This is a genomic window from Nostoc sp. CCY 9925, assembly GCF_963920935.1.
Lineage (GTDB): Bacteria > Cyanobacteriota > Cyanobacteriia > Cyanobacteriales > Nostocaceae > Nostoc.
This window is the reverse complement of the sequence record NZ_CAWUDO010000047.1, coordinates 52,008-63,991: the sequence shown is the minus strand read 5'-3', so window position 1 is coordinate 63,991 and position 11,984 is coordinate 52,008. Positions and strand designations below refer to the sequence as shown.

The window sequence follows — 11,984 nt, the reverse complement described above, 5'->3', positions numbered from 1 at the left end:
AAAAGCTGCTTTTCATGTCACAAAAGCTGCTTTTCATGTCACAAAAGCTGCTTTTTATGTCACAAAAGCTGCTTTTCATGTCACAAAAGCTGCTTTTTATGTCACAAAAGCTGCTTTTCATGTCGCAAAAGCTAGTTTACGAGTTAAAAACTTGATTTATGATTGGGTGAGATGTGCTTAAATCATAAGTTCGGTTGGTTAGGATTCATTGCTCATAATTGTGAGTTATCTAACGCTGTTAAAGGATGTTCGCCGTCTAAGGATGACACCTGCGCTTCTAACTTGTCGCAGCACTCCCGCACTAAACGCAAGCCTTGATCTCGTGAGAGTTCCGCAGTTGCAGGGGTAAATTTTTGGAGAATTTCCGCTTCGATACTTTGATATTGCTGTAGTTCTGCTCTCAGTTTTGTTAAATACTTTGCTCCTTCGCCACCTTCGGTAATGGCAAACTCTAATACAGAATCTACGTAAGCTTTGACTTTGGGATGCTTCACTCCCTCTGTCGCAGCAGCATACAGTAATTGGCCATTTAAATACTCAAAATCTGGCACCCAAAGGGAATTTCCACTTAGTTGGAATGTATAAACTTCTTTATTTGGTATGACTTTTAGTTGTTCTGTTCTTACGCGCCGAGCAGCTTTTTCTAAAAGTGTGATTACAGAAATTATTACAGAGGGAAAGTTGCTATCAACACATCTAATTTCTACAGTGCCAAGTTTGTTGAGCCTAATTGGGTTCCAAGCTGATTTGAGTAAGCTTCCTCCCGCTTCTTTGAAAAGATGACGCTCAACTCCAGCTTTGTCCATTGCTTGGAACCAAGCATAATAACGAGCAAATTGCTGTTCAACTAAACTCTCAACACTGTCAGCATAAGGCATCAGTCCACCAACAGGCTGCAAATGTGTGTAAACTCCTTCCCAGTCAAAGGTTTCGCTACCACGATAACGGATTGTGTGCATGGCTAGTCCGATCGCTCGTCCTTCATAAAATGGACACGATCGCGTTAAGCAAATCAGCGCTGAGTCTAAGGCTGTAGCCAAATTATAAATATTTAGGAGTTCTTCTCGCTCTGCGGCATTTGAATTGTAAGACACTACCACACGAGGATCGATCGCTCCTGGCGGTACTTCCAGATGTATATGTGTACCCGTACATTTGCCAGCGTGTAAAAATTTATCGTAACCTACAGTCCGCGCTTGGATATGATAATTGAGTTGGTCGCGCATCACTGGCATGATATGTAAAGGGTAGCTAGAGAGAGGATAAAGCCTTAAACTCATCTCTTGGGCTACAGCGATCGCTAATTTCAAATTTCTCAGATATTCTTTTGCTAAGTCTGTGGCACTATACGCCGGCGCAGTGTTAATTTCCACCATATTCTTGACGAACTCTGGCACAAAGTACTGTGGGTTCACTCCTTGTGCTTCTGCAACTAAATGACAAGCCTGCAAAAATTCATCAGCACGATTACTGATTTCACCTGTCTCATTTACTAGAAAAAACTCTTGCTCAAGACCAATGCGACGTTTTAGTACATCCATTTCTCAAGTCTCTCTTAGTTAATTTGCTAAAATTATCGGTTCACCGCAATTTTGCGGCAGCATTAGAGATTATTAATATCAAGTGGAAATTTTAATTCCCGACATAGATATACTACTGGAATATCGAGAACAATCTCAAACCTTGATTTATATATATTTTTGCAACGAAGAATTTCAAGTTAGTGAATTTGTAATGTCTGGAAAATTTGGACTGTAAACCCAGATAAAACTTAAAAAAGCTTCTTCCCTTTGATAGAAGTTATCAGACGACAGGTTTTTCAAGATTTGAGTTAGGACTTACCCAGCGAGGCAATAAATCTACATGACTCAAGACATCTTTGAATTACCCGGACCAGAAGGAAATTCTATTGTGGGTAGTCTGCTTGATTTTGGTCGCGATCCTTTGGGGTTTTTGACAAAATGTGCTAATGAATATGGTGATATTGTACCGATACGTTTAGGATTGACACCAGCTTGTTTATTAACTAATCCTAACTATATTGAACAAGTACTTAAAGACACAAATCTATTTGTTAAAAGCCGTTCTTTACATGCCCTCAAAACCTTATTGGGTGAAGGAATTATCACTAGCGAAGGAGATTCTTGGTTCCGCCAACGAAGGTTGATGCAACCTGTATTCCACCAGAAGCGCATTACTAGTTATGGCGATATTATGGTTGCCTACACTGAACAAATGCTAGATACTTGGCAAGATGGCGAAAGTCGTGATGTTCACCGAGAGATGATGCGCCTGACGTTAAATATTGTCATGAAAACGATATTTAACCGCGACCTTAGTGAGGGACAAGCCCAAGATGTTGCCCATGCACTAGATGTAACATCAGATTGGTTTGAAAGTAAACGCCAGCAAAATTTTATTTTTTTGGAATGGTTCCCTAGACCTGAGAATATTCGCTACAAAAATGCCATCAAGCAGATGGATAAAACTATTTATGAAATCATAAGTCAACGGCGTGCTAGCGGGGAAAATCCTGGAGATTTACTCTCAATGTTAATGGTAGCCAGGGATGAAGAAGATGGCAGTCAAATGAGCGATCGCCAATTGCGAGATGAAATCGCAACTTTAATGTTAGCAGGACATGAAACTACATCCAATACTTTAACGGGAGCATGGATACTTTTATCTCAGTATCCCGAAGTACGTACTCAATTATTAGCAGAATTACAACAAGTTTTAGGAGGGCGTTCTCCTACGATTGCAGATCTACCAAACTTGCGCTACACCGATATGGTTATCAAGGAGACAATGCGAGTATTTCCTCCTGTGTATAACATGGCACGTAAAGCTGCTCAAGATTGTGAAATTGGCGGTTATCAGGTGCCACAAGATTGTACGATTATTATGAGCCAGTGGGTAATGCATCGCAATCCTCGGTACTTTCAAGACCCAGAAGTATTTAAACCAGAACGTTGGGCTAATAATTTAGAGAAAAATCTCCCTAGAGGAGTTTACTTTCCCTTTGGTGATGGGCCGCGGATTTGTATTGGTAAGAGTTTTGCCTTAATGGAAGCAGTTTTATTATTAGCAACCATCGCCCAAAAATTTGAATTAAATCTTGTGCCAGATCATCCAATTGTTCCCCAAGCTTCGATTACCCTACGCCCAGCATTTGGGGTGAAAGTAACGCTGAAGCAAAACACAGGGGTTAGGAGTCAAAGTGTCATTTAGCCGCCTTTCTCCTACAAGATTATCTATTTCTTTTTATCTTTGAGTTCTTCTCTAACGAGACGCTGCGCGAATGCGTTCTTGGCAGTTCGTAAAAAAAGATGATTTACCTCACGCAGAAGCCCAGAGAGAGTGATACCAATTCTGTATGAAGATGCGCTAAACCATAAGTACAAGAAAGAAAAACGAAGCGCAAAGGACGCAAAGAACACAAAGAAAGAAGTTAAAAGAGTTTGGCGCAGCTTCACAAAGAAATGGTATGAGGAGTTAATGCATAAATTTCATTGTTTGTGCAATCCCAAAAATTAGATGTTGGTGGGGCGGGATAAGCATAGTGTCAGAAAAATTTGACAATTGTTGAGGGAAAATTCTGGGCTTTTCAAGGAAATTTTAAGCTTAATTAAAAACCACGGTATTTCCATCGGATTTGGATGCAAAAGACAGATAAATTTTAGACAAATTGTTCCAAAACCTTATTCCATGAGGATTTTAATTTGTCTACTATTGCGATCGCCACTCTTTGGATTTAGAAAATTGAACACTGAAATGAAATTCCCACTTTTTTATGTGCCTATGTGGTTTTTGTACCAATTTAGAGTTTTCAACATGCATAATTTTCAGTTTATCTGGCGTAAATTAATTGTGTAGAAAGCGGCAAGTTAAACTGATACGTCTTATGAATAACACTATTTTTAACCTCAGAGTTTCTCCTGTTAATATTGCAATTATTGGTGGTGGTTTTAGCGGTTCTTTGGTTGCAGCTAATCTTTTACGCCATGCAACTACGCCATTATCTATTAAATTAATTGAACGGAATTCTGAAGTGGGCAGAGGAGTTGCTTACGGTACACCAGTGGATTGTCATTTGCTGAATGTGCCGGCTGGAAAGATGAGTGCGTTTGCAGATGAACCAAATCACTTTCTCAACTGGCTGCACAGTAACGGACACGAACAGGTAACGGCATCTACTTTTGTTCCGCGTCGGGTTTATGGGGATTATGTGCAGGCAACTTTAAAAGCAGCACAGGATAATGCATCGGCGAATGTACAGTTCGAGAGAATTGTAGATGAAGCGATCGCCATTGAAACAAAATCCTCTAGCACAATCATATATCTCAGCAGTGGTCAGTGTTTGGATGTGCAAAAGGCTGTGTTAGCTTTGGGGAATTTCCCGGCAATTCTGCCTAAACCAATTGCAAGTTTAAATAAGCAATATGTCAAAGATGCTTGGTCGAGTCATGCGATCGCTGACTTAAATTCAGAGGATGCTATTCTCTTGATAGGCACCGGCTTAACAATGGCAGATACCGTAGTTGCCTTACGCCAGCAAGGTTTCCAGGGAAAAATCCACGCTGTCTCGCGTCACGGATTAATGCCTTATCGCCACAAATCAACAATGCCTTATCCCGCATTTATTGATGTGGAAACTGCACCCAAAACCGCACGAGGTCTGCTACATATAGTACGTCAAGAATTGCGATCGGCACTTAGCCAAGGGCAAGATTGGCGTGGGGTAATTGATGCCATTCGTCCAGTTACTCAACAGTTGTGGCAAACATTACCATTGCCGGAACAGAAGCGATTTTTGCGTCATGTCAAAGCTTATTGGGAAGTTCACCGTCATCGCATTGCCGAAGAAATTGCCCAAGTACTTGATGCTGCAATGGAATCTGGTCAACTCATCCATTACGCAGGTCGAATTCAAAGCTGTCAGCAGTTGGAAAATGGCGTCAATGTGAAAATCTGCGATCGCGGCACACACAAAGATATTGTTTTACGAGTCAACCGCATCATCAACTGCACCGGCGCAAATTGCGATTACCGCAGATTGCAACACCCATTGGTGGCTAGCTTACAAGAACAACGCTTGATTCGTGCCAATTCATTGTCAATGGGAATCGACACAGCCGCCAATGGTGCGCTGATAGATGCAGATGGTAAGGCATCTGAAATGTTGTACACCTTGGGGACACCACGGAAAGGCAATCTTTGGGAAACCACCGCTGTTCCAGAAATTCGGCTTCAAGCAGCAAGTTTGGCGCAGGAGTTACTGAAATCCCTCAATGTCCATGCTAATGCTGTGGAAAGAAACCTATCATTCACGTTGAGGAAACCTGTTATGCTATTTCGTCAACTGTTCGATAAAGAATCGAGTACTTATACTTACTTGATTGCTGACCCAGAAACTAAAACAGCCATCTTAGTTGATTCTGTATTAGAACAAGTTGAACGCGATTTAAAAGTATTGCAACAATTAGATTTGACCTTGCGCTACTGTCTGGAAACTCACATCCATGCCGACCACATTACTGGTACAGACAGACTCAGGTCACTGACAGGTTGTTTAGCTGTTGTGCCTGAAAATTCAGCGGCTATCTTTGCAGACCAATACATTGGCGATGGTAATATCTTGCAATTGGGCAGCGTCCAGATTCGAGCGATCGCTACTCCTGGTCATACTAACAGCCATTTGGCATACTTAGTCAACGACACTCATCTGTTAACTGGAGATGCCTTGTTTATTGGGGGTTGCGGTCGTACCGACTTCCAAAATGGGGATGCAGGGGCATTATATGATGCCGTTACTCAAAAGCTATTCGTATTACCAGAAGACACCTTAGTATATCCCGCTCACGACTACCAAGGACGAACAGTATCTACCATTGGCGAAGAAAAGCGCTGGAATCCCCGATTTGCTGGACGCACTCGCAACCAGTTCATCGAACAAATGAACAACCTCAACCTACCCCAACCGAAAAAAATATTGGAAGCAGTACCCGCAAATCAGCAATGTGGCAGAGTTTTACTTGCACTGGACTATCAAATTTAAAGGCGTTGCTGATTTCATGTATGAAAACAATTGTGCATGATATCAAAATCCTTGTAGAGACTAGCAATTGCTAGTCTCTACTTAGTTATATTTGTTCAATTTATCAAACAGAAAACCATACAAGCGATCGCTAATACCGTCGTATAAAAAAAGCAGCGATCTCTTCCTAGAATGCTTGTAAATCATCCGTCGGGATTACATATAATTCTCTCTTTGTATAAAAATATATATAAACTTATATTATATCAATAAAAAAAATGATTTGAGATACATCTCATGATAGATATAGTTTATTGAAAAATCGTTTAGATTTGTAACAAGTTACACAGAACTAGGTAAAACGCATGGCCAACATAATTGAAACTGCTACTAACAATGGTTCCTTCAAGACACTAGTTGCAGCAATCGAAGCGGCTGGTCTGGTAGATACACTGAAAGGTGATGGCCCATTCACCGTCTTTGCACCCACTGATGAAGCATTTAATAAGCTTCCAGCAGGAACAGTAGACGCATTACTTCAAGATATTCCCAAGCTCAAGAAAATCTTGACCTATCATGTTGTCTCAGGCAAAGTACTGGCTGCTGATGTAGCTAAACTCAAGACAGCTAAAACAGTTGAAGGTTCAGATGTAAAAATTGACGCTTCTAATGGCGTTAAGATAAATGATGCAAAAGTTGCAGCCGCAGATGTTACTGCTGATAACGGTGTCATCCACGTCATTGATACAGTTTTGATTCCTGCATAAGCAAACGTCAAAATAGCAAATGCTATTTTTGAGGCGGTTACTATCTATAAGTTCCTTCTCCATCGCTGTTTAAACGTTTTTTAGTAAACACCAGCTACAAATAAATCCATCTAGATAGTGTCTAGATGGATTTGTTGTTTAATCGAGTGCAATTAAATTTTTAGTTTTGCCAAACCCAAATAACGGATACCTTCAGGGGAAATATCAAAACGACAAGGTAACACTTCTAAACCAAGAGCGATCGCCTCTCGTAATAACTTACCATATACTGGGTCAGTGCGATCGCCAGGGGAAAACTCAGTACAATCACTCCGATTGATAAAATAAAGCATCACCGCACGAGTTAAAGGTAACAGCGCCATTAATTCCCGCAAGTGCCTTTGTCCTCTAGTAGTTTCCGTATCTGGAAATAAAGCTAATCTCCCGTCACAGAAAGTTGTGTTTTTAACTTCTAAATAAATTGGCCGTTCCTCAAGACTTGCTGTTAAGAAAAAATCTACTCGACTTTTTTTATCTAGTCCATAAACCACCTCGCCCTTAACTTGGGTATATTCGCCCAATTCCGGGAAAAGATATTTCGCCAAAGCTAACTTGACCACCCGATTAGGCAAAATAGTATTCACACCCACCCAAGTCGGCTCGTTGTCATGTACCTGAATTAGTTCTAAAGTGTAAGCCAATTTGCGGTTTGGATTATCACTTTTAGAAAGCTGTACTGCACTTAGGGGAGTCGATACTCCAGTCATTGGCCCTGTATTTGGACAGTGTGCTGTCACTATCTCGCCAGAAGTCAGTTGAACGTCTACAAAAAACCGCTTGTAGCGTTTTAGCAGAATACCCGAATACAGAGGTGGGTAACGGTAAAGCCAATCAATCATCATCAAACCTTGTTGCTGTAGTCAATATACGTCGATTCCTGACCCACCTACTTGACAACAGGAAATCTTTTCAAGAGTACTCCACCCTATGATGGAATTTGCATAACTTTCTATATCATAGATTGTCAACTTTTGTAGTCAAATTTACGACACTTTAATAAAAAGTAGCATATACTAGGTGTCGTAACCCTCCCATAAAGAAAAATCGGGGAGAAATTCAACGTGCAAGGAGGTAAATCCTATGCAAAAAGTGTGGGCATCAACGGAATTAGAATATGCTTTTCTGTTTACTTTGAGAAAAGTAAATTCAATTAATGTAGAAGGTTTCAAGCCATTTTTTAGGAATATGCCTATCGATCCTTACATCAAAGGCAACTATCGTTCCAGAAGATTATCTCGGTTCATAGTTGCTGAGGATCAATTAATTAAATTACCTCATGGCTACCTCTTCCAAAGTAAAGACTACAATCCATTATTAGGCGATATCAAAAGAGAGTTTGCAGAATTAGAAGATGCACTTATTGAACTTGATATTTTTAGAAATCTTGTCTTAGCATTTCATGATTCTTGTAAACTTCATCCGGAAGCAGAAATCGGAGTTCATCAAATCAGAACTATTTGTTCGCCAGATAATTTAGGTAATCCTGCACCTGAAGGTATCCATCAAGATGGTACTGATTTTATTGGCATATTCTCAGTAGATAGAGATAATATTCAAGGTGGCGAAACACATTTGTATAGGGCCAAAAAAGAAAAGCCTGTATTTAGTAAAATTCTCAATTCGGGAGAACTTTTATTGGTTAACGATCATGAATTTTTCCACTTTACCACTCCCATCAAACCAGAGATTGAGGCTCAGGGAAGTAGGGATGTTTTTGTGCTAACTTCTCCTAGCTTACTGACTGAATAACTTTAATATTCAATAATTTAGCTGCGTAGGTTGAACTGTAAAGATTTTCCAATTTAGGGGATATAACAATCCTAGTTAATGTGTGAAAAATCGCAGTGTTCAGATACCCGACTTCTTCAAGAGGTCGGGTATCTAATTTTTCAAAAGTAGACGCTCACCAAAAGAATTTCAACCTCTTAATTCTACTTCTGCTAAGTTAGTGTAAATAGAACTAATCGGAGTATTTGTCATGAAACTGCCAGAAAGTCCACAAACTCCAAAACTTATACAACTGCTTCAGTGGATTTTTAACCCTTTGGAACTGATGGAAACATCTGCAAAGGCGTATGGGGAATGTTTTTCGCTAAACCTAACTGCTAATAACCCAATTGTATTGTTTAGTAATCCCCAAGCAATTCAACAGATTTTCACCGCTCCACTCGAGCAGCTAGACGCTAGAGGTTCCGCGCAACTTTTAGGATCTTTGTTGGGTGAAAACTCCTTAATATTGCTATCTGGTGCATCTCACCAACGCCAGCGGCGATTATTGACACCGCCTTTTCATGGCGATCGCATGAAAGCCTACGGTCAAATTATTGCTAATATTACTAATGAAATCATCAGTAAATGGAAAATTGGCGAACCTTTTTCTATCCGTGACTCCATGCAAGAAATCTCCCTGAGAGTAATTCTCCAAGCTGTATTTGGTCTAAATCAGGGAGAACGTTTAACAAAATTGCAGGGACTGTTGCGTTCCGTCCTGGAGTTATCTGGTTCCCCCTTACGTGCTTCCATAACATTTTTTCCCATACTGCAAGTAGATTGGGGTAACTGGAGTCCTTGGGGGATATTTTTGCGTCAAATACAGCAAATTGATGAAATCCTTTACAGTGAGATTAAAGAACGCAGAGATCGTCCAGATGCTTCTCGTACTGATATCCTCTCCTTGATGATGTCGGCGCGTGATGTCAATGGCGAACCGATGACTGATGTCGAGTTGCGCGATGAGTTAATGACTTTGTTAGTCGCCGGTCACGAAACCACCGCTTCAGCTTTGACATGGGCAATTTATTGGATTCACCATTTGCCAGAAGTACGAGAAAAGCTGCTAACCGAGTTAGATAATGTTAGCGAGAATCCTGATTGGAATGAAATTTCTCGCTTACCTTATTTAACAGCGGTATGCCAAGAAACACTCCGCATTTACCCGATTGTCATGCTTACTATCCCTCGGATAGTCAAGACACCGATAGAAATCATGGGTTATGAATTACAACCGGGGACATTGCTAACAGGTTCTATATATTTAATGCATCACCGCGAAGATTTATATCCTGAACCAAACCAGTTTAAGCCAGAGCGATTTTTACAACGCCAGTATTCACAGTATGAATATTTACCCTTTGGTGGCGGCAATCGTACCTGTATTGGTATGGCGTTTGCAATGTTTGAAATGAAATTGGTATTAGCAACGGTGTTATCACAAATGAATTTAGCATTAGTTGATAATTATCCAGTTAAACCGACACGTCGCGGCATAACTTTAGGCCCTTCTGGCGGTAAGTGGTTAATCGCAACCGGTCAGCGGCAAAAGGTGAAAACTCCTGTGGGTGTGTAATTAGGGCAAAACTTAGAAACAAAGAAGCGATCGCCTAAAATAATTTCAACAAGTGCGATCGCTTTTTTAATATTTAACCATTTGCACCCAGGAAAGAAGAGTCATAGTGCTGTAGCAAATCTTCTGGGTCATCATAAATTGCCAGCGCTTCGGACAATTGTTCATCGCTAAAGCCACCGCAGCGCACAGCAATCACACCTACCCCTGCTTTGCCAGCAGACTCAATATCGTAGGGAGAATCTCCTAACATCACTACTTTACCAGGTGTCATTTTCCCTTTCTCCAAGGCGGCTTGTACAATATCAGGAGCAGGTTTAGATGCTTGGGCATCATCGGATGTAGTGACTTCTGATAGCAAATCATCTACTTGGGCAATTTTGAGCATGATCTCAAGTTCTTCAGAACTAGCTGAACTAGCAACAACCAAATGCAACCCAGCTTTTTGCATCTTTAATATTAAGTTTCTGCTACCATTGGCAGCAGTAATTTGCGGTATATATTTGTCAAATAATAGTTGTTTGCGTAGTTTAGCGATCGCTTTGCCAGTTCCATCCTTACCATCTAATTCTGGCACTACTTTGGGAATCAGTTGATCTCCACCCATGCCCATGAGTGGTCTAACTTTTTCAAATGGCACTTCTAAGTCATAAGCTGCAAATGCCTCAACCCAAGAATTTGCATGAACATCATTACTTATAACCAGCGTGCCATCAATATCTAATATCACCCCTTCTAATGCCATCAAAAACCTCGCCTGACGTTTTATTTCATAGCTGATGATGGCATAGTGAATATTTTACTTCATCGTCCTATGAGGGGAGAAGGGGGTTATATAGCAATACGGTTCAGTTAAAGGCTACTGGTAAAAAATTTTGGGTTTTCGAGACGCGATAAATCGCAGTCTCTACAAGTGTTTTGGTCTTATCTGAACTGTATTGGGGACTATTATGTTCCCGGACGAGAGCGAATATGATCTGGTATATGATGGCGATCGCCTAATATTTCTAACAAAGGGCCATTAACGTCAAATTTAACCATACTTACCGACGCAACCAAAATATTCACCCGATAGCGATAGCGTCCCAAATCAATTCCCAGTAAACTGCAAAGCATAATCCGAATCGTGGCTTTATGGGAAACGACTAAAACATTACCTTGGGGATGTTTTTCTTGAATTTCAGCAATTACAGGCATAGAACGGTTAGCAATATCTACCGCAGTTTCTCCACCTAGTGGTGCATTCCAAGCGGGTTCTGTCAACCATTTGACATAGTTTTGGGCGTAATTCTCTTGGATAAACGATTTACTCTTAGTTTCCCATTCGCCGTAACTACCTTCTCTAAGTCCGTCACGTAACTGCATATCCATACCGATAGCATCACAAAATGGCTTGGCAGTTGCAATTGTGCGCTTCATCGGGCTAACATAAACAGCCTCCCACTTCAATTTTTGATAAACATCGGCAAAACTCTCTGCCATCTGCATCCCTTGTAAGGTCAACTCTGCATCAGTTTTACCGCAGAAATCACCACTTTGACTAAAAGTAGTTTCTCCATGTCGCAGTAAATATAAATTGAGTGTCATAGCTTGTATTGCGATTGGGATAAAGGAGTTTGTGCAAAAATAAAATACCATCAATCTCGCAATCGATTATGTGACACTAGGACAAAGTAATCAACCAAAAAAGTCAATTCCCCCACAAACTTTTGAAATCGAAGATAAAAGTAGCGGTTTGGGCTAGTAAGTAGGTAGACATAATTAGCGTAGACGCTTCATCGGCTTGTTGTCAGCGATC

10 protein-coding genes are annotated in these 11,984 nt (G+C 40.6%); 6 read left to right on the top strand and 4 right to left on the bottom strand.

Features of this window, described 5'->3' with window-relative positions; all coding sequences use genetic code 11:
- Positions 1-181 (top strand): hypothetical protein (locus ACM0OY_RS22410; protein ID WP_414571042.1); only part of this gene is annotated, 181 nt, incomplete at its 5' end.
- 31 nt (positions 182-212) lie between these two features.
- On the opposite strand, the gene ACM0OY_RS22405 is transcribed toward ACM0OY_RS22410, so the two are convergent.
- Positions 213-1,541, bottom strand: coding sequence for a glutamate-cysteine ligase family protein (locus ACM0OY_RS22405; protein WP_414571041.1), 1,329 nt, complete (start codon positions 1,539-1,541; stop codon positions 213-215).
- Positions 1,542-1,863: 322 nt separating this feature from the next.
- On the opposite strand from ACM0OY_RS22405, the gene ACM0OY_RS22400 reads away from it, so the two are divergent.
- From ACM0OY_RS22400 to ACM0OY_RS22390, 3 genes are all read left to right on the top strand, one after another.
- Entirely contained in the window at positions 1,864-3,231 is a 1,368-nt protein-coding gene (locus tag ACM0OY_RS22400; RefSeq protein WP_414571040.1) for a cytochrome P450, read from the top strand.
- 673 nt (positions 3,232-3,904) lie between these two features.
- A complete protein-coding gene (locus ACM0OY_RS22395) occupies positions 3,905-6,058 on the top strand; it encodes an FAD/NAD(P)-binding protein (protein ID WP_414571039.1) in 2,154 nt (717 codons plus the stop codon).
- Positions 6,059-6,402: 344 nt separating this feature from the next.
- Complete coding sequence (locus ACM0OY_RS22390) at positions 6,403-6,804, top strand: fasciclin domain-containing protein (RefSeq protein WP_414571038.1); 402 nt, start codon at positions 6,403-6,405, stop codon at positions 6,802-6,804.
- Positions 6,805-6,956: 152 nt separating this feature from the next.
- Here the strand turns inward: ACM0OY_RS22390 and sfsA are convergent, their stop codons facing one another.
- Positions 6,957-7,682: a DNA/RNA nuclease SfsA gene (gene sfsA, locus ACM0OY_RS22385; RefSeq protein ID WP_414571044.1), complete on the bottom strand. Its 726-nt coding sequence runs from the start codon at positions 7,680-7,682 to the stop codon at positions 6,957-6,959.
- 241 nt (positions 7,683-7,923) lie between these two features.
- Here sfsA and ACM0OY_RS22380 point away from each other — a divergent pair, with 241 nt between their 5' ends.
- On the top strand, positions 7,924-8,592 hold the full coding sequence (locus ACM0OY_RS22380; protein ID WP_414571037.1) for a 2OG-Fe dioxygenase family protein: 669 nt from the start codon (positions 7,924-7,926) through the stop codon (positions 8,590-8,592).
- Between the two features lie 229 nt (positions 8,593-8,821).
- A complete protein-coding gene (locus ACM0OY_RS22375; RefSeq protein WP_414571036.1) occupies positions 8,822-10,189 on the top strand; it encodes a cytochrome P450 in 1,368 nt (455 codons plus the stop codon).
- A 73-nt stretch (positions 10,190-10,262) separates the two neighbouring features.
- Here the strand turns inward: ACM0OY_RS22375 and ACM0OY_RS22370 are convergent, their stop codons facing one another.
- A complete protein-coding gene (locus ACM0OY_RS22370) occupies positions 10,263-10,931 on the bottom strand; it encodes an HAD family hydrolase (RefSeq protein ID WP_414571035.1) in 669 nt (222 codons plus the stop codon).
- A 203-nt stretch (positions 10,932-11,134) separates the two neighbouring features.
- Positions 11,135-11,773 carry a histidine phosphatase family protein gene (locus ACM0OY_RS22365; protein ID WP_414571034.1) on the bottom strand — a complete coding sequence of 213 codons (639 nt, stop codon included), beginning with the start codon at positions 11,771-11,773 and terminating at the stop codon, positions 11,135-11,137.
- Positions 11,774-11,984 lie beyond the last annotated feature (211 nt).

Excerpts from the sequence above, each read along its gene's own strand:
- ACM0OY_RS22405 (WP_414571041.1), bottom strand. The coding sequence starts at position 1,541 with ATGGATGTACTAAAACGTCGCATTGGTCTTGAGCAAGAGTTTTTTCTA.
- ACM0OY_RS22400 (WP_414571040.1), top strand. The coding sequence starts at position 1,864 with ATGACTCAAGACATCTTTGAATTACCCGGACCAGAAGGAAATTCTATT.
- ACM0OY_RS22395 (WP_414571039.1), top strand. The coding sequence starts at position 3,905 with ATGAATAACACTATTTTTAACCTCAGAGTTTCTCCTGTTAATATTGCA.
- ACM0OY_RS22390 (WP_414571038.1), top strand. The coding sequence starts at position 6,403 with ATGGCCAACATAATTGAAACTGCTACTAACAATGGTTCCTTCAAGACA.
- sfsA (WP_414571044.1), bottom strand. The coding sequence starts at position 7,682 with ATGATTGATTGGCTTTACCGTTACCCACCTCTGTATTCGGGTATTCTG.
- ACM0OY_RS22380 (WP_414571037.1), top strand. The coding sequence starts at position 7,924 with ATGCAAAAAGTGTGGGCATCAACGGAATTAGAATATGCTTTTCTGTTT.
- ACM0OY_RS22375 (WP_414571036.1), top strand. The coding sequence starts at position 8,822 with ATGAAACTGCCAGAAAGTCCACAAACTCCAAAACTTATACAACTGCTT.
- ACM0OY_RS22370 (WP_414571035.1), bottom strand. The coding sequence starts at position 10,931 with ATGGCATTAGAAGGGGTGATATTAGATATTGATGGCACGCTGGTTATA.
- ACM0OY_RS22365 (WP_414571034.1), bottom strand. The coding sequence starts at position 11,773 with ATGACACTCAATTTATATTTACTGCGACATGGAGAAACTACTTTTAGT.